This is a genomic window from Streptomyces sp. NPDC001348 (genome assembly GCF_053597535.1).
Window position 1 is genome coordinate 1 of sequence record NZ_JBSFIK010000065.1, and the last position, 22925, is coordinate 22925.

Consider the following 22925-nt stretch of genomic DNA (forward strand, 5'->3'; position numbering starts at 1 on the left):
GAACTCCTTCGGATACGGCTTGGGCACAGCGACATCCTTCCAGGCTGCTTCTCAGCAAGCCAGGTCAGGTGTCACCCAACCCTGCAGCAGTCCCCGGCGCCTGCCCCACCTGTCACCGCAACATGCCAGAACCGATATCAACCTGACCAAGCACTACTAGTAGCTGTCGTAACTGGGCTTACCGTCAGGCCGGTAGACGCCGACGATGGTGCCGCTCTTCGTCGTCGAGACACTGACCGGCTCCAGCGCAGCGGGGATCGCTCCGCCGGCGAACAGCCGCTTGCCGGTGCCGATGATCACCGGATGGATGGTCAGCCGGTACTCGTCGACGAGGCCGTGCCGCATGAGGGTCTGGGCGAGGTCACCGCTGCCGACGACGTTGATGTCGCCGCCGTCGGAAGCCTTCAGCTTGCGCACGGCATCGACGACGTCGCCCTCCAGCAGCGTGGAGTTCTGCCACTCGACGGACGTCAGGGTCCGGGACGCCACGTACTTGTGCATGCTGTTCATCCGATCGGTGAACGGGTTGCCGGGATCGGCGGTCGGCCAATACGACGCGAACATCTCGTACGTCTTGCGGCCGAGCAGCATCGCGTCGGAGTGCTCGTACCAACCGGCGACAGCCGTGCCGACCTCGTCGTCGGACACCGGCTTCTGCCAGCCGCCGTGCTCGAAGCCGCTCTCAGTGTCCTCGTCCGGACCGCCCGGCGCCTGCATGACGCCGTCCAGCGTCAGGAACGTGCAAACGATGATCTTGCGCATGGTGCGCTCCCTTCGTGGACGGGTAGACCGCCCAACCGCCGGAAAGTCATCGGTGGAACTTCCGCAGCGCAACACTGATGGTGCTGACCGGACAGGTTCGCCAGGATGCGGCTCGGGCTGCGGCTACTGAGCTTGAACGGGTGATGTCGGCTTGGTGAGGCTCGGGCTTCCCCTGCATTCGGGGCTACGTCGAGTGCGGTGTCGCTGTCGCGTGTCTCGGCGACGGCCGGGCGTCGGCGCTGCCAGAGTTCCGCTCGCGCTGGCGGAAACGGTGTGGTCGAAGTCCTTCCCCTTCTGGAGACCGCGGGCGCAACGGCACGGGGAAGACCTCAGGCCGGTGCTGGATCTGATTGAGGTCGTTGTTCGCAGTGGAGGATACGGGTCCGGGCGCGGCGGCCAGGGGGTCGTCCGGATCCAGGAGCTGTACGCGGCCGGGCTGTACAGCGAGAAGATCCGGCAACTGCTGCCCTGCATGCGCGACGGCGGACCCTCCGCAATCACCACCCCACGCCGACCCGCTCCCCTCCCCCGACCGCATGGAGACACCCAGCACGGGAAGCCCGACCGGAGCTGATGATCGGCAAGGCTGTGAGCGGGGCCGAGGGCGTACGCCGGGCAGCGGGACTCGCTCCAGACGTAGTGCTCATGCACATCGGCGCGCACACCAGAGCAGCATCGACTCGATCCGCCGCATCGCTGGGCCGTGCCCGCCCTGTCAACGGTGCGCACAGCCGGGCGCATACGCCCGGCTGTGCGCAGCAAGGTCATGGCTGCCAGCCGAATCGTCGCAGATGATGTTCGGCCGCTGGGTAGTCCGGTCCGCCTGCGCGGTGGTCGGCATGCACGCCACTGGAGTGTGGTCGGACGCGCCACCAGAAGCCCGCCGACAAATACGAGAGCGCGAAGCGCAAGGACACCTCCGCCGTGTGCAACGGTCCCGCAGAAATCAGGAGGCGCAGGTTCCACTGCTACTTCTGCGGGACCGGTGCACACCACAAGTACCCCACGATGCGCCCGGTACGCCCGATCCATCCCCTCCCCCTGAGCGGGATGCGCCCTCTCGCACGACGTGGGGCCCGGCCTGCCCGGCCGGGCCCCACTCGATCTCCGCTACAAGTAGCGCCCCTCACGCCGAGGGGCTGTGCCTACCAGCGATACCAGCGGCCCTTGCCGCCTGCGCCGTCCGCGGACCGGACGACGAAGCCCAGCAGCCACACGATCAGCACGACCACAGCGATCCACCACAGCGCCTTCAGTGCGAAGCCCGCACCGAAGAGGATCAGGGCAAGAAGAAGAACCAGAAGCAGGGGAACCATCGTTATCAACCTCCTGACCACCGAATGCCCTTACATCGCCACTACAAGCACCCAAAAGAGGAGTTTCTTCCGTGGGATACAGGGCATGGACGCGCCATGCACAATCCCCCCGTCGGGTGACTGTCCAGCGAAGGCGTCAGCGAGCACGGCCAGGTCCTCCGCGGTGCCGGGCCCCGACAACACGCCCTTGCCGGGCAGGTGCGCTGTCGCCGTGGTCCGGGCGGAAGCAGCCTAGCTGCCGACCAAATCGTCTGGTTCGGCGACCAGCGGGGTGGTGCCATCAGGGAGCTGCGCGATGGCCTGCGGGGTGCTCCCGCGGACGGCGACGACGAGTCCTGCGAGGGTCATGGGGAGCGCGACGAGCACTGCGGCGGTGCGGACACCTCCCGGCGCCGAGAGGACCAGGGTGATCAAGGGCGGACCGATGGCGCCGCCGGACTTGCCGATGGCCGCGGCCCATCCGCCGGCGGTGCCCCGGATGGCCACGGGGTAGATCTCGGCTGTGTAGGGGCCGATGAGCGCGATGACGCCGGCTGTGCCGGCGAACAGCAGCATCACGGTGGCGAGCAGGATGGGCCGGCTGCCGTCCATGCCGACGGCTGCCAGTGTCAGGAGCGCCGCGACGGTGAGGGCCGCGTAGACGACCATGGTGCCCTTGGCCGACCAGCGCATGTACAGCCATGCGCCGATCGCGCAGGTGGGGATGGCGAGCAGCGACGAGGTGAACAGCAGAGTGGCAGCGGACATGCCGTGACGGCCGGAAGACTCCAGCTGGCTGGGCAGAAGGGTGATGAACCCCCAGTAAACCAGGCCCCAGGCCAGTGCGTAGGCACTGATGACCAGCGTTTTGGCCGTCTGCGGGCGTGTGAACAGGGCGGAGGCTGGGACCTGCTTCGTCCGTGTCCGGCGGGCGGTGAAGGCGGCCGATTCGGGAATCCAGCGGTTCAGTGCGATCAGGATCAGGACCAGGGGGAGTTGGGCGAACCACGTCACGCGCCAGCCGGCCAGAGGAATGAGAACGGCGGCCAGCCCTGAGGCGGCCATGTAGCCGCCGGTGGTGGTGAGCCCGGCCTGCAGGACCATGATGGCCGCCCGTCGGCCGGGCGGCATGCTCTCCGTCATCAGGGCGTAGACGACGGGCAGCATGCCTCCCGCCGCCATCCCCATGAGGGCGCAGGTGACGAGGGTGCCACCGAAGGTCGGCATGGCACCGCACACCGTGGTGCCGAGGAAGAGGAGAGAGGCGATGAGGATGGTGGCCCGACGGCCGATGCGGTCCGCCGCGCGCCCCCAGACGAGCGAACCGAGCACGGTACCGGTCAGCGCCACCGTGGGCAGCCACGAGACGTCGGCGGCGCTGAGGTGGTACTCGGCACGCAAGCCGGGCGAGATGAACGCCAGGGTGGCGGGCTTCATCTGATCCACCAGGAGTGCGAAGCTCAGGATGGCGATGAGGCGACGCCGGCCCGTCGTCGTGGTGCGGGCCGGAGTGGGGGCGCCCCCGGGACCGGACGTCCGCGGCTGTACGACCGCGAAGCCGGAGAGCACCACGCCGACCACGATGGCGACCATGGCCGCCCACATCACCGACGACATTCCCATCATCGACATGCGAAAGTTCACGGAAGCGGAGTCGATGAACATCCACAGGTGCTCGACGACGCCCGCGCAGGTGAGGGCGACACCCGTCCAGAACAGTAACGGCCGGGGTATCAGCGAATCAGGTGGCGCAGACATGGTCAACTCCTCACGGAAGGCCGGTCGTCGGCGTCTTGGGGGCTCTGGCGGCGGCATGCTCGACGCTTGAGCGGGGCGGCAATGGGCGTCCGGTCGGCCGCGGGGACTGTGGCGGTCGGCGTGAAGGTGGTGAAACCGGCCGTGCGGCTTGGAGAGCGCTCCCGCAGGCGTTTGACCTGTATGCGGATCGCCGTGACGACGCCGGTCAAGGCGACGAAGATGAGGGCTACGGCCAGGAAGGACGCCGGGCCCGCCTCGGTGGTCGACAACAGTGACTCCTTGATGAGGAATCGGGGGAGCCGCCGTCAGCCAGTCCGGCCCGTGTACGGGCAGGTGGCCGCAGCCTGGTCCCAACCCGCCCCGGCACCCGGCGCACCGTGGTCGGCGGCCAGCGGGCGGCCCTCGGTGTCGTGCCGGGCGAAGTACGTCGCGGCGGGCCTGGTACGGCGGGCGTCCAGCACCATCCAGGTCCCGAGGACCAGTTGGAGCAGACTGCGTCCGACGTCCTCGGCCCGATCGCGGGCAGTCAGTGCGGCGCGCAGCACGCGCCTCGTCCTCTCGGGGACCGGCCGGTCGCGCGGGAGGAGCAGACAGGGAGCGCGGTGTGGGATGGAGCGGGTGTGGCTGACGGACGAGTCGAGCACGTACCGGGCCAGTACTTCACGGGTCGCGGCACGCATGACGACCGGTGCGAGGCGCCAGGCTGGACAGGGCCGGTTGGCGGCGACACCGAAGGGGATGTGGTGGGCGTCCTTGGTGGAGAGGCCGACCCAGCGTTCGGGGTCGAAGCGCTCGGGATCGGCGTAGCCGGTGGCGTGGTAATCGGGGTAACTGAAGGTGAGGACGGAGCCCGCCGGGATGGTGGGCAGACCGTCAAGGGTGATGTCCGCGGTGGTGATGCGGTGGGCCACCCCGAACAGCGGGAACAGCCGGAAGGTCTCGTTCATGACGTACGACAGGTAGCGGTCGTCGTCGGGTGTGGCCGCCGCCTTCGTCTGTATGTCCGGGTGCTGGGCCAGGACCAGCAGAAGGTGGGCCATCGCCTCGGACATCTGGACGACCGCGGTGTTGAAGAAGGTGCCCTGGAGGTAGAACGCCTGCTGGCGGGCGGAGAGTCCGTCGGGCAGTTTGTGCGGTACTTCGCCTGCGGCCAGTCGGCGCAGCAGATAGCGGGTCAGACGGTTCCTGCGGCGCATGTGGCGCAGCCGGGTGCACTTGAGGGCGTTGACCACGTCCTCGGCGTTGGCGACGATCAGTCGCCGGGCCTCGGCCGGACAGGGCTCCTTGAACACCAGCCCGTAGAAGAACTCGGCCCATACCGGCATCATCAGGTCGCGCAGCCGCACGGACTGGACGCGGCCCGTGTGCTCCGTCTGGAGTATGCGCCGGGTGGTCCGTGTGGCGGCGGCGTACAGCTCGGCGGACGGGCCGGAGAGGATGGCAAGCGTCCGCCGGGCCACCTCGTCGTAGCGGGCGCCGGCCTCCAGGTGCTCCTGGTGGACGTCGGCGCCAGGTCCGAGCCAGTACCAGAACAGGTCGGACAGGGCCGCCCCCTTGCTGCGGCCCCCGGCGGCGGCATGGCCGTAGACCTCCTGGAAGCGGTCGGGGCCGAAGACGGCGTTGGGCAAGGTCATGCCCTCGGCGCCGTTGACGCGGGCGAAGATCTTCATCCGCAGGGCGACGACGCGGCCGGGCAGCCAGGCTGGGGAGGACAGCAGCAGCGCACCACCCGCGGCCAGGGCCGCTGCCGTCTTCCGGCTCACCATGTCCGCCGTCCTGCCCCCGAACGGCGCGGGAGTCCGCGCGCTACCACCTGGTCGCCCGTGAGGTCCTCTGGCCGGTGTCCTCCGCAGAGGGCGAGCACCCGGTCGAAGTCCTCGCGCAGTGCCGTCAACATCTCCCGCACACCGTCCTCGCCGCCCGTCGCCAGGGCCCACAGCACGGGCCGCCCCACACCGACGGCCCGTGCTCCGAGGGCCAGGGCAAGGGCGATGTCGGAGCCCTTGCGCACCCCTCCGTCCATGAGGACCGCCACCCGTCCGGCGACGACCTCGGCAATGGCCGGGAGTGCCTCGACCGATGCCGGAGCGGCATCGAGCTGCCGTCCTCCGTGGTTGGACACGAGCAGCGCGTCCACGCCCTGCTCGACGGCCACGCGCGCGTCCTCGGGGTGCAGCACGCCCTTGAGGACGAGGGGCAGGTCGGTCAGCTCGCGCAGCCGCCGCAGGTCGTCCCAGCCGGCCGGCCACATGGCGATGTCACGTGTGCTGCCTGGCGCGCAACCGGGCAGGTCCCGCATGTTCTCGGCCGCAAGGCCGGGGGGCAGGTCGTGGAAGCCGTTGCGCAGGTCCCGCCGGCGCGTGCCGAAGACAGGAGAGTCGACGGTGACGACGAGGGCGGAACAGCCCGCTCGCTCGGCCCGGTGAACGAGTTCGGCAGTGATCCCGTGCTCCGGTTGCAGATACAGCTGGAACCAGACCACGGCTTCCGGGTCTGTCGCGCGGGCCGCGGCGACGACGTCCGCGGCGGCGGTGGTGGCGGCCATACCGGTCACCAGCGGGGTGCCGGTAGCGGCGGCGGCGCGTGCGGTGGCAAGTTCCCCGTCAGGATGGGCGAGACGGTGGAAGGCGGTCGGCGAGACGAAGAGCGGCGCCGGCCATTCCCGGCCCAGCACACCCACCCGGGTGTGACGGTCGCCGCCGCGCAGCACCCGGGGAAGCAGGGCCAGCCGTCCGAAGGCGTCCTCGTTCTCCTCGAGTGCCGTCTCCTCGCCCGCACCGCCGGCGAAGAAGTCGTAGTGTTCCGGACGCAGTTCATGGCGGGCCAGGCGTGCCAGTTCGGCCGGCTCGTGGGGAGGGCCGGTCTCCGGGCCGGTCATGCCGGGGGCGCGGCGAGCTTCCCGCCGGTCGAGAGGTCGCCCCCGGCGGGAAGCCGGGAACCGAGGAAGGAACGCAGCGGGGCGACGTGGACGTCTGGGTCGTCCCACTCGTTCTCCAGGTTCTCCGTGATGTGGTGCTCGGCGACGGGCTTGCCGGTGCCGTCCGGCAGGAACTGCCGTACCACGGGATGGAGATAGCGCGCGTCGAGGCCGCTGGTGTCGCGCTGGGGCGTCCTGCTGACGGTGACGTCGAAGGGGTCGACCTGGTCGTGGTCGGCGCCGTACTCCAGCGTGACGGCGAAATAGGATGCCAGATCCCCGAACTCGCCCTGGGCAGCGGCCTCGTGAAGATGCGCCACCGGGACCTCGTCGCAGTAGCGCACCTCGCCGTCGGTGCGTACCAGCACCGCGTCGCCGAGGAACCCGAACAACTGCCACAGTGCCGATGTGCGATTGACCCGCGCGACGACCGCGTCGCTCACGGCGCCCGTGGCGGCGGGCAGGGCGGTGTGCGGCCATTCCCGGTCGTGGTAACGGCGTTCGAGTATGCGGCTCAGCGCCTTCACCCCGTACCGGAAACCGTGAATGAAGCCACTGGTGGACTTCTTGAAGTCGAGAGACTGGGTGATGGTGCCGGCGAAATAAAGATCGGGCACGTTCACGGATTCCCACGCGTTGGTGAGCTGCGGGAAGCGGTCTTTGACGACGAGGTCGGGACGGCAGTCGTCGTCGAACATGGAGGCATCGAAACGGAATCCGGTGGCCAGAATGACCCGGTCGTACGGGATGTCCTTCACCACTTCCGCAACGCGCGCGAATTTGACGCTCACGACATAGGTGCCATCGGGATTCCGCGCTATCCGCAGGATGTCGCCGTCCAGTACGGCGTTCTGGGACTTGAGCTGGTAGGTGTCCAGGAAATTGTTGTTGACGGCCCGCAGATGTCCGACAAAATGTGTTCGCCAGGCCAGTTTGAGTGAGCCGGGTCCGGCGACGTGGATGACAGCGGCGGTCTCGATGAGATTGTCGGCGGTTTCGAACGCGGAATTACCGCGTCCGATGATGAGAACGCGCTGGTCGGTGAAGTCGGCGGGGTCCACGGTCACCGTGTCGTAGCGCTCGGCTTCCTCGGCGCCCTCGATCGGCGGTACGTACGGCTGCGAGACGCCCGTGGCGACGATGACCCGCCGGGCCCGGACAACGTTGCCATACTGGTCCGTCGCCGCGAACAGGCCTCCTTCGGGCCGGGCGATGCGTACGACACGGGTGTCGAAGCGAATGCGCAGTCCCTGCGTCCGCGCGAAGTCCGTCAGGTAGCGGACGAAGTCGTCGGCCGGAGGGAAGTACCGCGGGGAGTACGTGGTGAAGAGTGGACCCTCGTCCGAGAGGAGGGAGTTCCAGTCGACACGCAGGCGCATTTCCGGATCGCTCCAGCCGGTGTGCACCTTGTTGGACGAGATAAGTGTCCGATGCCGGGGAAAACGAGTGAAGAAAGCTCCCGGAGCGTTGCTCTGCTCAACGATGAGGTAATCTCTTCCGTTCTTCTCCAGGAAGTACCCGGCTTGCAGGCCAGCAGGGCCGCTGCCGATGACGAGATAGTCAACCTGTCCTAAATCAGACATGAGGTCGTCCTGCCTTCCGTGAGGGCGGGAAAGACGGTACTTGCCGTTTAAAGCACGTAGCCACCCCGCATGCATGTGATGTAGGTCACACACTCCTCGGGGTGGCGTATTTGCCCTGTCGGTTAACGTGAGTCGTCATTGACGGCCGAGTACACCCGTCCATCGTTCGACATGGTCGTTTTCCAGCCATCCGCGCCGGCTTTTCGTCGGTTGTTTCCGGACCAGAGTGGAGACGAAGTGGACGAGAAGTCCAGGGAAGTCTTTCCGCAAGCGTTTGTCGACGCGTTCCGCAACGCACCCGGTCTGCCTGCCTTCGAGTACGGGGGACGCCCGGTCACCAGGGCAGAGGTGCTCTTTCTGATCGCCGGATTCGTGCGCGGCCTGCGGGGTGCGGGCCTGACCGCCGGAGCCCGCGTGGTCCTGGACACCGGTGTCACGCCGGAGGCGTTCGCCGTCCGTGTCGCCGCCCATGTCGTCGGCTGTCAGGTGGTCGGGCTGCGCCCGGGGCTGACCCGTGAGCATCTCCGTGACATCCTCGCCCGCGACGTCGACGCCGTGGTGACGGACGACGCCGGGAGCCGGCCCGAACTGGCCGCCGAGGCTGGCGGAACGCCACTGCTGGAGACCGGTGGCGCGCTTCGGCCTCCGGAGGGCTTCGTGCCAGTCCCCGACGACCTCACGCCGCGGGGTGACCGGAAGGACATCGGCGTCATCCACCTCACCAGCGGGAGCACCGGCCGGCCCAAGGGCACGATGGTGACTTACGGCGCCCTGTCGGAGGGCTGGAGTCTCCAACCCGCCCGCTGGACCGACCGCACCCGACGGCTCGCGCAGCGGTACGCGCGCTTCCTGCTCTTCGGCACGCTCACCAGCGCCGTCATGTTCGAGCACCTGAGCCTGTCGCTCCTGGGCGGGGGCACCGCCGTCATACCGGAGCACCCCCTGCGCTTCCCCGACGTGTTCGCCGACCGGCGCATCACCGCCTGCCTGACGACGGTGCCTCGCCTGTACGGCATCCTCGACGTGGTGCGCGACCGGACCGTGGACACGAGCAGTCTGCGCGCCCTGGTCGTGGCCGGTTCCCCCCTTGCCCCGCACCGGCTGAGGGAAGCGGCCGAGTTGCTCGGGCCCGTGGCCCACCACGCCTACGGCCAGACCGAGACGGGCATGCTCAGCGTCCTCGAACCCGAGGAGCTCGTCGCCGACCCTGGCCTCGCCGACAGTGTCGGGTGCGCCCTCGGCACCGTGGAGATGACCGTGCGCGACCAGGACGGCCGGGACCTGCCCGTGGACCGGACGGGCGAGGTGTGGGTGCGGACGGCGGACGCGTTCTGCGGCTACTGGGAGGATCCACGGGAGACCTCGGAGGTCCTGCGGGACGGCTGGGTCCGCACCCGGGACCTCGGCCGGCTCGATGCGCGGGGGTACCTGCGGCTGACCGGACGCACGCGCGACATCGTCATCGTCAATGCCATCCTTCACTACGCGGGCCCCATCGAGCGGGTCCTCGCCTCCCACCCCGATGTCGACCAGGCGTATGTCGTCGGCGTTCCGGACGACCGCACCGGCGAGGCGATCCACGCTTTCGTGGTTCCGCAGCCCGGAAGTGCGCCGGAGGCGGACGCGCTGATCAAGCTGGTGGCTCGGGAACTGGGCGAGGCCAGCGTCCCGGTCAGGGTCATCACCATCACCGAGGTCCCCGTCGCACCCAGCGGCAAGCCGGACAAGGCCGCCCTACGTGCGCTGCTGGAATCCCCCTGAGATGACCGAATTCACCCAATGCCTCGTGCGGGAATCCGTGTCGACAGGAGATGGTGGACCGGGACCGCCCATGTCCACCGGACTGGCTACCCCTCCCCTGCCCATTGCGGGCTGTTCGATCGTGGCCGGAGGCCCAGCATGAGCGACAACCTGCGGTGGCTCGGAGAACACTGCTATGAGCCGCCCATGTGTGGCCCGGGGATGCGAGGCGGCGTATCGCTGACAGCGGTGCGCGGGCTCCCTGTGACTGAACTCCTCAGGCGCCTTGGGGCGCGGGAGGACGAACTGGCCCTTCCTGTCCGGTACCGGGATTTCGGCTTCGCCACGGAGACGGCATCGCTGCGGCCTTGTATGTACGGGACGTCAGGCGAGTGGGGTTACGTCCTGGAGGGATGGGGTGCGGCAACGTGGTGCGAGCGCTGGTTCTACGACGATCCCGTCGTAAGGCCGCTCCCCGGAGAGGAAACGGTGTGCCTCGATCCGAACATCGCGGTTCAGCCCTGTCGGTTCGCCTACGCTCCGGGCGGTGACGGCGCTGTGTGGTTCACCGAGTTCGGGGACAGCCCCTTGAGCGGCCGACAGGTGGATACGACCGGGAAGGTGGCAGCCTTGGACACGGCCTTACGGGCGTTCGGAGCAGTGGATCCAGGGCCGCCCGAGTTCGAGCGGAGACCCGAGTGGGTGAGTTTCGTCGGTGCACGCCACGGTGGTGTACCCGCCGTGGTGTGGCAGGCCGTGAGCGGCTGTCTCGGTATCCGTATTCGCCGGGCGGACGTCGAAGAGGGGATTCTTCCGATTGCGCTCCTGGACGACCCTTCCGGATGACGCGTGCGCAGGGGGGACCGGAATCCGAATGCACACCGTCCCAGTTTTTCTTGTCAGGCTAGTTGGCCGTCGTGGTGCATTTGGTGAAACTTCCGGTCTGTGGGACGCACCCGGTCTCCGGCTGGTGTGCCGGAACGTTCCGCGCCCTGAGCATTCGTAGGTGTTCTGTCAGGGAAGCCGATCACTCGGGCAGCAGGGGTGAGGTGCCGTCCCGGTCGGCGATGTGGTGGGAGGCCGGCATGCCCAGCTCCACGAGGGTGCAAGGCGAGACGGTGTGGCGTGCGGTGCCGTGCGCTTCACCGTGCACCGGGCTGGATGCGTGGTCCGGCTGCCAGTCGGCGAGCGCGGCGTTCACGATCGCTTTGATGTACGGAAGGTCGTTGCCGTTCCCCGTGGGGTTCAGGGAGTACACCACGCGGTGTTCGAGGCCCCGGGTGGCGAAGACACCGTTGTCCCAGCCGGGGCGGGAACCCGTCTTGCCCCAGACGTACTCGCCGTTCGGCAACGGGTAGCGCAGGAGTCCCCCGACGCTGTAGCAGGCCGTGGGGCCGACGCAGTTCGTATTGGCGGCGGAGCTCTGCACGTTCGGCACCTCGAACACCAACTTCTGCTGAGCGGGAGGGAGCAGCCTGCCCCGGAACAGCGCGGTGATGAAGCGGTCCAGGTCGGCGGCGGTGGAGACCATGCCTCCCTCGGCCCACGGGTACGGGCTCTGCTCGGTCACGTCCTGCCCGTCGACGTACACCTCCGCGTGGGGCGAGGGGATCATCGGATCGTCTGCGCTGGGCAGGCTGGTGTGGCTCAGATGCAGCGGCCGGACGATCCTGCGCTGCAGTTCGTCGGTGAAGGAGTGACCGGTGACCTTTTCGACGATCAGACCGAGGACGAAGGAGTTGAGACCGTTGTACTGCTGCTCGGAGCCGGGGGCGGGCGGCGCGTCGGTGGCTGCGGCGAACGAGTCGCGGAGGAAGTCTTCGGGCGTCACGAATCTGAACTGCCATCCGGGTCCGTCGGCCGGACCGGGGGTGGGGGCAGGCTTGGGTAAGCCGCTCGTGTGGTCGAGGAGTTGACGCACGGTGACGCGGTGATACAGCTCGGGCAGGACCTGGGGGACATATCTCCGCGCCGGTGTGTCCAGGTTGATCCGGTGCTCGGCGACGAGTTGCAGTACCACCGTGTTGGTGAACACTTTGGTGACACTGCCGATCCGGACATAGGCGTCAGCGGTGACCGGGCCGGCCATGGCGTCCATACCGTCCCATCTGACCAGCGCGCCCGCGACGGCGTCGTCGGGCAGGTGGTCGACGATGCTCTGGACGGTGGGGTTCGCGGACGCCGGGGTGCCGGCAGCAGGCGCGGCGGCGGCCGTGGGCAGGGCGGTCGCGGCGGTGAGAGCGGTGGCGACGGCGAGGACGGCGACGGCGAGGCGGATGCACATCGAAGTTCTTCCTCCACGGCGTTGACGGGCTTCGTTGACAACGCCAACTCTGCCGTGTGCCATCGCCGCCGCCCATCGGTGATCACCCTGATCACAACCCTGGACTGTCCCTGACAGCGCGACGTGGTGTTGTCCCACCATCAGTTCGCCGGAATGATCAAGCTGGGGATCCGAGAGTGTCCGTTCGCCCCAGCGGATGCCTGTGCGCCGCGACGGGCCCCCGCACACGAGGGTGCGGACTGCCCCGTGCTATTGCGGTGCGATGGCTTTGAGCCAGTCCTCGACGGCGACGACATCTGCCCACTGCGGAAACAGCTTCTCCACGAGCATCGTGTGCACCTCGGGGTCGGTGTCCAGACAGGCATCCGCCAGGACGGTGAGGCCAAAGTCCAGGTCGATGGCGTGCCACAGGGTGGACAGCACTACCGCGCTGGTGGCGATGCCGGTGAGAACAAGGCTGTCGACATCGCGAGCCCTGAGTACCAAGTGGAGGTCACTTCCGGAGAACGCGCTCCCCCGCCTCTTGGTCACCACCACGTCCCCCGGCCGGGGAGCGACATCGTCATGGATCTCGGTGCCCGGGGACCCCTCGATGAACAGGCCGGCCCGTACAACGTTTGTCATCACCTTGTTGCGAGGGCTGACTTCCCGGTGGTCCGGCCGTAACCGCATCACCACGTAGATCACGGGGATGCCGGCAGCCCGAGCGCCGTCGATCGCCCTGCGCAAGCGCGGCACATATCCGGAACCGTCATCGGCGATGGCCACGACGTCCCGTTGGACGTCCATCACCAGGAGCGCGCTGTTCGCCATGCTTGCCTTCCCTTCTCCTGGGAAACAACAGCAAGTCTGCTTGATCAGCCGGACGGCGGTGGAGTTTTCGGGGATCTTCATCAGCCTCAGGCCGCAGGCCGAGCCCGGCCGGATCGAGACGAGCGGCGCGGAATGCTCCGCGGTACGGCGCGATCGGGCACGGCAGTGTCACGGGGGGGCCACTCCGAAGGGGCTGGGGCGGATGGGGACGGTCTCCAAGGCCGCGATGGCGGTGAGGGCCTGGGCGGTCGTGGTCCGGTACAGGGTCGGTTCGACACCTGCGGGGGGCAGCGCGCCGACGAGGGCGGTGCGGGTTCCGGCGCGGTGACCGGCTTCGACGTCGCACGCGGAGTCGCCGACCATCCATGAGGAGGACAGGTCACGGCCGAGGTCGTCGGCTGCCTGGTGGAGCATTCCAGCGGCGGGTTTGCGACACGGACAGGCGATGGAGAGCCGCGGCACGGTACCGCCCGGATGGTGCGGGCACAGATAGATCCCGTCCAGTCGGACCTGGTGGCGGGCCAGGAGTTCCCGCAGCCGCCGGTGCATCGGCGCGATGGCGGCCTCGGGAACCAGGCCACGGGCCAGTCCGCTCTGGTTGGTGACCACGATCAGGGCGAAACCGTGGCGCTGGAGGGCGAGCAGCGGTGGACCGACGCCCGCCTGAAGTACCAGGTCCTCGGGGCGGGACGGGTAGTGCCGGGGTTCGGTGAGGGTGCCATCGCGGTCGAGGAACACCGCGGGGCGCCGAGGGGCACTGGTACCCGCGGGGCCGGTCATGCCGCTGCACGGGTGCTGAAGGCATGGCACAGTTCGACGTCTGGGGTGCGCGCCCTCAGGAAGGAGAGTGCGGGCCGCGTGGTGGCCGGTGCTCGGACGTGCTCGCGACTTGACGTCGTCATGCTCAACTCCTCTGGGGGAAGGTCGAACTCGGGCCCGGGGTGGGCAACCGCTGTGATGCTGCCCCCGTTGGAGGATGCCTGCGGATCACCGGTTGGACGGCGCGTGCGCTTCGATCGCGTCGCGCAGGTGGGCGGCTGCCCAGGCCGTCTCGGCCGGCAGAATCGACGGCGTGCAGTGTGGTTCGAGCGTGAGGTACCCGTCGTAGCCCGTGGCCGCCAGGCTTCCGATCATCGTCGGCCAGTCCAGTTCCCCGGTGCCGAGAGGCGCCGTGTCGTAGGCTCTGCCGTGATCGGTGTACCTGGTCCAGCCGTCGGGCGGGTTCTCCGCCGACGCTCGACGCACGTCCTTCACGTGGACATAACGCACCCACGGCAGAAGCATGGGCAATGCGTCGCGGGCCGGGGAGACCGCCGCGCAGAAAAAATTCGCGGCATCGAAGTTCAAGCCGAACCAGGGCGAGTCGACCCGGGCGAACAGCGCAGCCAACGCTGCCGGCCGTCTGCTGATGTCCGACCCGGCCGGATCCCATCCGAACGCGTCGAACTCGTTCTCCAGCACTATCACCACGTTCTCCGCCGCGGCGTGGTCGAGGACCGGTGCGAGCGCGCCTGCGTATGCCGCGATCGCACGCTGGTCGTCGACCTCCGGCGCGTGACCGAAGTAGGTGTTCACCCGGTTGCTGCCGGTCCGCGCCGCCAGTGTGATCGCCTCGTGGAGAAGCGAGACGCCGTCCGCCTCGCCGGCACCGTAGAGCTGACTGGGGGTCGACACACAGGCTGTCCGCAGCCCGGCGCGGTCCAGCTTGCGGAGTGCGGCGTCGACACCGTCGCGCAGGGCGTTCTTCGGATACCAGAATTCCACCGCGTCACATTGAGCGGAGCCGGCCATGTCGATCAGGCCGTCCACACCGTCGGCTTCCGTGAACTCGGTTCCGGAAACCGCGATCGCCATTCCCTGCATGAGGATTCCCTCTCTGCCCACTGCCTGCGGTGACTGTCACTTCGCGAGGATCGCTCCCAGCCGCTTGCTGAGTGCGAGCGTGGTCAACGACGGGTTCGCCGCTCCGGTGCGTGGCATCACCGACGGTCCGCACGCGTACAGCCCCTGTACGGCGGTGAGCTGGTGATCCTCGTCGAGGACTTCACCGAGGGCCAACGTGCCCGCCTCGTGTTGCTCGGAGCCGAGCGGGAAGCTGTAGGTGAGGGGTGTCGTGCCGCGGACCGCTGTCAGCCGATCGGCCAGATCGGGCGAGCCGTGCCGCGACGAGAACTGGAGCGGGTCAGCCGGAACGCCGAGGAGTCGCGCCATTTCGGCCCACAGTTCGCCGAGCAGGTGCTGCTGGGTGGCGAGCACCGCCTCGTCGGCCGCTTCGAGTGGGGCATGCACGGTCGTCGGCCAGGGCCATGCGCCGTGGTCTTCGCAGCGTACCTGGCTGTGCGGGCCGCGGCGCTGCTCGCCCATGGTCCAGGTGTCCAGGTTGACCGTGCGGTTCAACCCTTGGGTGAAACGCACGAAATGGTTGGACCGGGTGCCGGCGGTACCGGTCCGATGGTAGACGTGGCCATCGTGAGCTGCCGCCCTGACCGCATCGGGGAGCCGTTCGGTATCGGTGAAGGTGACCGTGAACCCCTGTGAGATCTTGTCCACGAGTCCTGGAAGCTCACGCGGTGCGGTGGCGTCCGAGTCCGCCAGGGCCTGGATCGCCAGCCGGCTGTTCACGACCGTACCGGCGGCAAGCACCACCCGGTTCGCACGCAGGTCGCGCAGCTCACCGTCCTCGGTGCGTACCAGCACGCCAGTCGCCCTGCCGTGTTCGACACGGACTCCCAGAACGTCATGGCCGGCGAGGATCGGCACTCGGCGCACCCTCGGGTCGCCGTCGTCGTCCCACCATGCCAACGGGCTGAAAGCGCTCCACCCTCCGCCGGCTTCCGGGCGAGTGGCGTGCGGCGTGCGGTCGAACTCCAGTGCGCCGATGGTCAGCCCGGGCGCTCCGGGAGGTTCGGCGCCCCAGCCGACCACGTCGTCGACGACCCGCTGGTACAGCGACGGCCCTCCGTCCCACGTCTCGGTCAGTTCGGTGACGACCGCTTCCGGCCATTGCTCGGACAGGGCCCAGCGCTCGACGGGCAGCAGTACGCCACCCCAGTAGAGCGAGCGTCCGCCGACCCGGCGACGCAGGCCGGCCAAGTCGCGGTACGCGCCGTCGGCCGTCTCATACGGCCGGCGGAAGTCGGGGTCCGTCTCCGGGCGCAGCCAGAGCCGGAGTGCCTCTGCCGAGGAGTACTGGTTCTGGATGTGTGTGCGGCCCCGGTCGGGCCCGGCCTCCAGTACGGCAACCGAACCCCGGCCCCGCCGGCCGAGTTCCGCCGCCGTCGCGAGACCGGCCATTCCAGCGCCGACCACGAGTGTCTCCACGTCGGCCAACGATTCCACTGACACCCCACGGTTGTTTGTAGTCCGAGTGTTGCCGGGCGGTGGTGAGACGACCGCCTGGGCGGCGCGCATCGGCGCCGCTCGTGCTCAGGGCGGGATCACGCCCGGCACGGCTGCTCCCGGCTCGCCGTCATGGTGGGCGAGCAACTGCTGGGCAGCTCCAGCTTGTAGGCGTAGGCGCCGCGCGTCAGATCGAAGGTGTCCGTCCTCTGGGCGGCGAGTTCGGCGACCATCGCGGCTGTCAGCAGGTGCCCCGGCGAGTCACGAGCATGGTCCAGGTCGTAGGCCGCTCGGTAGGCGTAGTAAGTGCGGTCGTGCCAGAAGCCGAACCATCCGGCGATCAGGGTGTCGTCCAGCCACAACTCGTGCAATCGCGCGGCACTGGACGGTTCGGCCGCGACAGCCTCGTACGTCCGGTCGACCACGCCGCCGTCGAAGGGCGCCACCGCGTCAGGCCGGTCACGCCACTGTCGAGTATGCAGGCCGATGAACGCCGGCAGGCGGGCGGCGACCCGTGCCGAGGTGTTCGCACAGGTGAGCCGGAGCGTGCCGAGCCGTTCGATCCGGCGTCGCTTTCGCCGCACGTCCCGCCGCTCGCTGACGCGTCGGACGACGTCGGGGTCGGTGAGGTCGAGCCGGAAGACCGTGTCCGAGCGCCGGGACACGGCGCCCAGCTCGGACACGGCGCGCAGCAGAGGTCCGTCGGCCATCAGGTCACTCAGTTCCAGCCGTGCGCCGAACTCCCGCTGACACCGGTCGATCGCCTCAGCCAGCGCCCCGATGTCGGGCTCGGAGCCGGTGGGCGACGTGCCGCCCACCTCCGCGACCTCGTGGTAGTCGGCCCACGGCCAGGACAGCGGGCGCAGCAGCGCCGTGCTGCCGTCGTGGTGCAACTGCAGGCCGACCACCAGGGTGGGCCGGTCGGTACGCGTCACGTGGAGCAGCACCGGTGTCGCGCCCTCGGCGCCCGCCGCCTCCCGTATCCACGCCCGCCACCAGCCGCACGTCTGGAACGGCGTCCGAGCCGAGAGCGGGTGCCGGTCCAGGAAATCCGTCGCCGCCCGTGCACCGTACTCGAACGTGACGGCGTTCATCCGGTGCGCTTCTTCCCCCGCGACGCCCGTGCACGAGCCGGCAGAGCCGCTTCAGCCCCCGCCGCCGTGGCGGCGCCCCGGGCGCGCGGTGCGACGGCCGTCGGCAAGGTCGTCGCGGTTGGTTCCGATGCGGCGCCGAGATCCCCTGCCGTCCTCATGACGCTGCCTTGGCCACGTCTTCCACCGTGGTCCTGAACAGCCGCGCCGCTGCCTCGATCGTGTCGTCCTCGGCGGTCACGTCGATGCCTACCCCGCTGCCGAGGTAGGAGTCGACCACCCCGACGCTCAACGCGATGCTGCGGCTGAGCAGGTCGTCCGTGCGCGGCAGGCTGCCCGGCGGATAGGACCGACGCAGGACGGCGTGATCCGGCCTGCGCATCCTCGACTGTGCCGGGGTCCGCAGATCCGGGCGCAGCTGGGGCATGTTGGCGTAATTGTGCTTTCCCGAGTGGCTCAGGGTGATCGTGCCCAGCCGGGCCGCCACCTCGGCGGCCATGGCCGCGGACGCGAACGTGTACGCGAGCACCGTCGCGCAGTCACCGTCCGGGTCGTGCAGTCGGCGGCGCGTCACCCCTGGCAGGTCGCCGATCGCGTCCGCGAACTTGTCCCGGTTGGCTCGCAGCGTCCGCAGGGTGTCCGGCAGCTTGCGCACCTGGGCGAGCGCGAACGCGCCTGTCAGCTCGTGCATCCGTAGGTTCAGACCGAACAGCGGCGGCCCGTCGGTGACGCCCGACCGCAGCGGCGCGGCGCCGTGATCGTGCAGGGCGAACGCCGTCTCGTACAGATCGTCGTCGTCGGTGAGCAGCACGCCACCGTCGCCCGCCGTGAAGGTCTTGAAGACGTTGAGGCTGAACGCGCCGAGTCCGCCGACGGTCCCCAGGTGCCGGCCGCGGTAGGTGCCACCACCGGCCTGCGCGCAGTCCTCGACCAGCAGCAGACCGTGCTCACGTGTGACGTCGAGCAGGGCGTCGAGGTCACACGGCGCTCCGAGCATGTGCACGGCCATCACAGCCTTCGTGCGCGACGTGATCTTCGCAGCCACGTCCGCCGGATCGAGCAGCAGGCTCTCGTCGATCTCGGCGAGCACCGGCTCGGCCCCCGTGTGCGCGACCGCGGCGATCGAGGCGATGAAGGTGTAGCCCGGAACGATCACCTCGTCGCCCGGACCGACGCCCGCGGCGAGCAACCCGGCGTACAGAGCACTGGTGCAGCTGTTCATGCCCAGGCAGTGGCGCGCACCGGTCAGCGTGCGGAATTCCTCTTCGAACCGTGAAACCTTCGACGGGAGCGCGGAGCCGTCGTGGTCGTCGAAGCGGTAACGGCTCAGCTCTCGCTCGCGTACGACGCTCAGCAGCTCGGCCTCTTCCTCCAGGCCGATACGGGAAACCCCTGGTCCTGCCATGGCGATCCCTCCTTTCGTCTGGCTCTGTCCTGTTATCCGTGCCCGACCGCGGTCCGCGGTGGCGTGGACGGTCCGCGGGCCAGGTCGCCCGGGACCAGATCCAGCAGCAGCGCGTCCCGCCATGCACCGCGATGGCGTTCGTACGCCCGCATCCGGCCGACCTGCCGGAAACCCACCTTCTCCAGGCACCGCAGGGCAGCCGCGTTCTCGGAATTGGGCGCCGCGGTGATGCGGTGCCGGCCGGCGGCGAAGACCGACCCGGCGAACAGCCTCAGCGCCCGTGTCCCGATCCCCCGGCCCCGGTCGGCCGCGTCGGACACCGCCAGCGCCTCGATCCGGATGTGATCGAACGTGGGATCACTCTCCGTGCGGTACTCCAGGAAGCCGACCGGGCGTTTCCGCTCGAGCACCACCAGGCAGCGTTCGTGCTGGAATCGGCTGAGTACACCGTCGGTCGGTTCCAGCGCTCGCCACGCCAGCACGTCGGCGTCGCCGAACGTCCGGCGGAACAGCTCGAGGTCTTCCGGTATCGCGCGGCGCAACCCGATACCGCTCTCGTCGACCTGGTCGTCCTCGACTACGGCGGCACCGGGCCGTACCGATGCCTGCTCGCCGGCCGCGATCAGTGTCTCCAGCAGATCGACCAGTTCGGCGGCGTCCTCCGGCCGCGGGTCCGGCACCACACGACACGTGGGCGCCGCGAATGCCTCGGCGGTCAGGAAAGGGTGGTTGCCGAGGACCAGCAGCGGGCGTCCCGTGTCCAGGGCGAGACCGATCTCGGTGAGCGTGCCGTACCGGCCTTCGAAGGCGATCATGCCGTCGCCGCACCAGTTGAGGATGTTGCTCCGGGCCAGGTCCATCGACGTGGGCAGGGCCCATGTGGTCCCGTCCTCGGCGTCGGACAGACGGTTCCACTTCAACAGCGCGAGCGTGTCGCCGCCGACCGCCTGGCAGCCCTTGTTGGCCGCGGCCGCCACACCCCCCTCGCCGCCGCTCACCAAGCCGTAGCCGCGCTGGGCGAGCTCCTTGCCGATCATCTCCGCCAGCCGGAGGACATCGGCTCCCGCGTTGCCGGGCCGGCCGCCGAGGACCGCGATCGCGCGCCGACGGGTCATTTGACCACCTTCTGGTGACTGACTTGCCGCATACTCCACTCCAGTTGGTCCAGTTCGATCAGCACATCAGCCGGTCGCACACCGGCCGCGCACGGAGCCGGACAGCCGGTGTAGTAGCGCCGGCAGGTGCCGTTCGGCTTCATGTGGGAACAGGACAGCGCGACGGCGCTCTGCACGACCCGCGAGACCTCGGGGGCCGCCACCGGTGACCAGATGTCACCATCGGTCGCCAGGTACAGCGTGACCACCGGGCAACCCAGTGCGGCCGCCAGGTGTACGGCCAGCGTGTCGTTGCCGACCAGCACGTCCAGCCCGGCGATCCAGTCGCGGAGGGCCTCCAGCGAGTGCAGGAACACCGTGTCGGTGACGCCGGGCGCCGAGGACAGCCGCCGTGCCAGTGCCTGCTCGTCCGCTCCCAGGCCGACCGCGACCTCGGCGTTCAGCCCCCGGTCGGTCAGCTGCGCGATCAGGGTCGACCAGTCGTCAGCCGGCCAGCGTTTGACCGCGGCACTGGCACCCACGTAGCAACCGACCACGCCGGGACGTGGTTGCCGCCGGTCGGCGAGCCAGGCCGAGCGGCTCAGGTCGACGGGGACGTCGTGCGCGCGCAGGAGACTGGCGGCCTGCTCACCGAAGGGCAGCCGCTGCGGCCGATCGCCCAGTTCGTGCAGGTCCCAGCACTCGACCCCCCGTTTCGTCGCCTCGGCCCGAAACTCGAAGTAGTTGCCGTCCTCTTCGGGGGACTCCATTCTGAGGTTGACGACCAGCTCCACACCGTTGCGATCGATGAAGTTCCACAGTTCCTGACGATCAGCCGGCAGGAATCGTCGCCACAGTGCCGGGAAGGTCCCGCAAGCACCCTGCATGCCGACCGCCGAACGCACCCATTCGGTGTCGAGTGCGATGTTCGGTGCCATGAAATAACGCCATCCCGGATGGCGCCGCTCGAACGCGGACAGGAGTGGCGCGGTGATGATGCCGTTGCCCACGCCTTCGTTCATGACGGCCATTGCCGTACGCATACTTGCCCTTCTGGGTCAGCGTCCAACGACTGGTGGCCGGCCGGCCCACTGGATCGTGCGAGTGCCCGTCGCGGTGGCGTGGTCACGGCCGTCATCAGTCGGGTACTGCCGGCGCGGTATGGACGACCGCGCTAGCTGTTGACTTCCGGTCGAGGGCTGAGGCGGCTGAGGAGCCTGGGGGTGGCGAGGCGGTCCAGATACTCGGGCTCGTTGCGCGCCCGCTCGATACCAGGACGAAGGTCCAGGAGGTAACGCACCGAGTCCACCTCCTTGCAGCCGACTCCGAGTTTCCTCGCCATACGGTCGTAGAGTTTCCGCGCGGCACGGTTGTCCGGCTCGGTCTCGCCTTCGGCGAACTCGTAGCCGCGCCGCATCGCCTCGACGAACCCCGCGGCGACCAGGAATGCTCCGATGCCCCGGACACCACGAAGGGACTCGGTCACATAGACGTCGTGCACGTACGCCACGTTGTCGGCGAACTGGAGGTTCGGAATGGGATCGACCATCACCAGGCCCACGGCGACCCCGTCTTCGACGGCCATGATCTGGAAGCTCGCCTCGTTGCCGACGATGCCCTCGAAGAAGGTCCGGGTGCTCGCCAGGTCGACCTCCTTTCCGCAGTCGTGCTGTTGCTCGACCACCAAAGGCATGAGCATGTCCAGTTGATCCTTGCTCACCACGACCGTTTCAATACTCATGCGATCTCCATCCCAGCGGTGATGCCATCGAGTGGCACGTTCGGTATTGGCGGCTGACGTGTCTTCAGCTGCGGTTGTCGGTGTGTTTGAAATGCAGGTACAACTCGTGGGCCGCGCTGCGCAGGTCGTCCGGGCCGAGACGGGGCCGCGCCGGGAGCGATGTGTCCAGAGCTGACATGTCAGCGCAGGTCCAGTACTGGTACCGCCCGATGTGGGGGTTCGGGACCAGTCGCACGTTCAGCGGTGTCTCCGCGAAGTCGCAGCACCAGCGGAGTAGTTCGGCGAAGCTGACCGCGTGCCCCGATCCGAGGTTGTAGATACCGGAGGGCGCCGCGGGATCAGCCATGAGTACGCAGGTCTGCGCGATCGCGGCGACGGGAACGTAGTCACGGCACGCCTCCAGGGTGTCGGAGAAGAGCGTGAGCGCTTCCTGCCGTGCGGTTGCGAGAAGCAGCTGGCCGATGATGGACGCCATCGACTTCTTGTGCCGCTCCCCGGTGCCGAAGACGTTGGTGAACCGCAGTCCCGCCCACCCCGGTCCGTCGTCGCCGTCGAACCGAGTGGTCATGTGTGTGTCGAACAAGGCCTTGGACCGGGCGTAGGCGTTCAGCGGGCCGGAGCACGCGGAAGACCCCAGCGCGGTTTCCGGCACCGGCCACCGGCCGGCGATCTCACCGTAGACGCTTGAGGAGGACGCGTAGACGAAACGCGTGCCACTGCGCCCACAGCTCTCCGCCAGCGCCGCCGGTCCGGTGATGTTCGTCTGCTCCAGCGCCTGCCAGTTCTCCTCGACCGTGCTGCTGATCGCACCGAGGTGCACGACCGCCGTGAACTGGCCGGCATCCACCGTGCGCAGGATCGCCGGGTCGTCGAACGAACCGGTGTGGACGGTGGTGTCCCGGCACAGGTCGGGCGGCGGCGTGGCGAGGTCCACCGTGGTCACCCGGTACCCGGCCTCCAGACAGGCCCGCGCCACGTGCCTACCGATGAAACCGGCCGCCCCGGTGACGAGCACGCTCTTTCGGCTCATGACTGCCGCCCTTGTGGTCCGGGCCGCGTGAGGGGCCGTGGAGGAGACGTGCGGAAGTGCATGGGACGGAGTC

20 protein-coding genes and 1 pseudogene are annotated in these 22925 nt (G+C 68.8%); 3 read left to right on the plus strand and 18 right to left on the minus strand.

What is annotated here, in order from left to right:
* Positions 1-156: 156 nt before the first annotated feature.
* Complete coding sequence (locus tag ACWC21_RS39325; RefSeq protein ID WP_450889337.1) at positions 157-762, minus strand: dihydrofolate reductase family protein; 606 nt, start codon at positions 760-762, stop codon at positions 157-159.
* Between the two features lie 403 nt (positions 763-1165).
* On the opposite strand from ACWC21_RS39325, the pseudogene ACWC21_RS39330 reads away from it, so the two are divergent.
* A pseudogene (locus ACWC21_RS39330) lies at positions 1166-1273 on the plus strand (MerR family transcriptional regulator); the annotation flags it as partial.
* Between the two features lie 634 nt (positions 1274-1907).
* Here the strand turns inward: ACWC21_RS39330 and ACWC21_RS39335 are convergent.
* The 6 genes from ACWC21_RS39335 to ACWC21_RS39360 form a co-directional block, all read right to left on the minus strand.
* A complete protein-coding gene (locus ACWC21_RS39335) occupies positions 1908-2078 on the minus strand; it encodes a hydrophobic protein (RefSeq protein WP_190177074.1) in 171 nt (56 codons plus the stop codon).
* Positions 2079-2309: 231 nt separating this feature from the next.
* Positions 2310-3815, minus strand: coding sequence for an MFS transporter (locus ACWC21_RS39340; RefSeq protein ID WP_450889340.1), 1506 nt, complete (start codon positions 3813-3815; stop codon positions 2310-2312).
* Between the two features lie 2 nt (positions 3816-3817).
* The gene (locus ACWC21_RS39345) at positions 3818-4084 is read right to left on the minus strand and encodes a hypothetical protein (RefSeq protein ID WP_450889341.1); all 267 of its coding nucleotides are present in this window, start codon (positions 4082-4084) and stop codon (positions 3818-3820) included.
* Positions 4085-4120: 36 nt separating this feature from the next.
* Entirely contained in the window at positions 4121-5581 is a 1461-nt protein-coding gene (locus tag ACWC21_RS39350) for a cytochrome P450 (RefSeq protein WP_450889343.1), read from the minus strand.
* Positions 5575-6693 carry an alpha-hydroxy acid oxidase gene (locus ACWC21_RS39355; protein WP_450889345.1) on the minus strand — a complete coding sequence of 373 codons (1119 nt, stop codon included), beginning with the start codon at positions 6691-6693 and terminating at the stop codon, positions 5575-5577. Before ACWC21_RS39355 ends, ACWC21_RS39350 begins: the two co-directional genes overlap by 7 nt.
* Positions 6690-8315, minus strand: a complete 1626-nt coding sequence (locus tag ACWC21_RS39360; protein WP_450889347.1) for an NAD(P)-binding domain-containing protein — start codon at positions 8313-8315, stop codon at positions 6690-6692. Before ACWC21_RS39360 ends, ACWC21_RS39355 begins: the two co-directional genes overlap by 4 nt.
* A 237-nt stretch (positions 8316-8552) precedes the next feature.
* On the opposite strand from ACWC21_RS39360, the gene ACWC21_RS39365 reads away from it, so the two are divergent.
* The gene (locus ACWC21_RS39365; RefSeq protein ID WP_450889349.1) at positions 8553-10076 is read left to right on the plus strand and encodes a class I adenylate-forming enzyme family protein; all 1524 of its coding nucleotides are present in this window, start codon (positions 8553-8555) and stop codon (positions 10074-10076) included.
* Positions 10077-10214: 138 nt separating this feature from the next.
* Entirely contained in the window at positions 10215-10901 is a 687-nt protein-coding gene (locus ACWC21_RS39370) for a hypothetical protein (protein WP_450889350.1), read from the plus strand.
* A gap of 181 nt (positions 10902-11082) precedes the next feature.
* Here the strand turns inward: ACWC21_RS39370 and ACWC21_RS39375 are convergent, their stop codons facing one another.
* The 11 genes from ACWC21_RS39375 to ACWC21_RS39425 all read right to left on the minus strand — a co-directional run bounded on the left by ACWC21_RS39375 (position 11083) and on the right by ACWC21_RS39425 (position 22852).
* Positions 11083-12339: a serine hydrolase domain-containing protein gene (locus ACWC21_RS39375; RefSeq protein WP_450889352.1), complete on the minus strand. Its 1257-nt coding sequence runs from the start codon at positions 12337-12339 to the stop codon at positions 11083-11085.
* A gap of 249 nt (positions 12340-12588) precedes the next feature.
* Entirely contained in the window at positions 12589-13152 is a 564-nt protein-coding gene (locus tag ACWC21_RS39380; RefSeq protein WP_450889354.1) for a cysteine hydrolase family protein, read from the minus strand.
* A gap of 168 nt (positions 13153-13320) precedes the next feature.
* The gene (locus ACWC21_RS39385) at positions 13321-13932 is read right to left on the minus strand and encodes a D-glycero-alpha-D-manno-heptose-1,7-bisphosphate 7-phosphatase (RefSeq protein ID WP_450889356.1); all 612 of its coding nucleotides are present in this window, start codon (positions 13930-13932) and stop codon (positions 13321-13323) included.
* Positions 13933-14139: 207 nt separating this feature from the next.
* A complete protein-coding gene (locus ACWC21_RS39390) occupies positions 14140-15015 on the minus strand; it encodes a sugar phosphate isomerase/epimerase family protein (protein WP_450889358.1) in 876 nt (291 codons plus the stop codon).
* 36 nt (positions 15016-15051) lie between these two features.
* A complete protein-coding gene (locus ACWC21_RS39395; RefSeq protein WP_450889359.1) occupies positions 15052-16563 on the minus strand; it encodes an FAD-dependent oxidoreductase in 1512 nt (503 codons plus the stop codon).
* A 26-nt stretch (positions 16564-16589) separates the two neighbouring features.
* A complete protein-coding gene (locus ACWC21_RS39400; RefSeq protein ID WP_450889361.1) occupies positions 16590-17585 on the minus strand; it encodes a GNAT family N-acetyltransferase in 996 nt (331 codons plus the stop codon).
* Between the two features lie 154 nt (positions 17586-17739).
* Positions 17740-18987 (minus strand): DegT/DnrJ/EryC1/StrS family aminotransferase, encoded by a 1248-nt coding sequence (locus ACWC21_RS39405; RefSeq protein ID WP_450889363.1) that lies wholly within the window; start codon positions 18985-18987, stop codon positions 17740-17742.
* 32 nt (positions 18988-19019) lie between these two features.
* On the minus strand, positions 19020-20102 hold the full coding sequence (locus ACWC21_RS39410; RefSeq protein WP_450889365.1) for a GNAT family N-acetyltransferase: 1083 nt from the start codon (positions 20100-20102) through the stop codon (positions 19020-19022).
* Positions 20099-21112: a glycosyltransferase family 9 protein gene (locus tag ACWC21_RS39415; protein ID WP_450889367.1), complete on the minus strand. Its 1014-nt coding sequence runs from the start codon at positions 21110-21112 to the stop codon at positions 20099-20101. The genes ACWC21_RS39410 and ACWC21_RS39415 overlap by 4 nt, the downstream gene beginning before the upstream one ends.
* A 143-nt stretch (positions 21113-21255) precedes the next feature.
* Entirely contained in the window at positions 21256-21822 is a 567-nt protein-coding gene (locus ACWC21_RS39420) for a GNAT family N-acetyltransferase (protein WP_450889369.1), read from the minus strand.
* A gap of 64 nt (positions 21823-21886) precedes the next feature.
* The gene (locus ACWC21_RS39425; RefSeq protein ID WP_450889371.1) at positions 21887-22852 is read right to left on the minus strand and encodes an NAD-dependent epimerase/dehydratase family protein; all 966 of its coding nucleotides are present in this window, start codon (positions 22850-22852) and stop codon (positions 21887-21889) included.
* Positions 22853-22925: the final 73 nt, after the last annotated feature.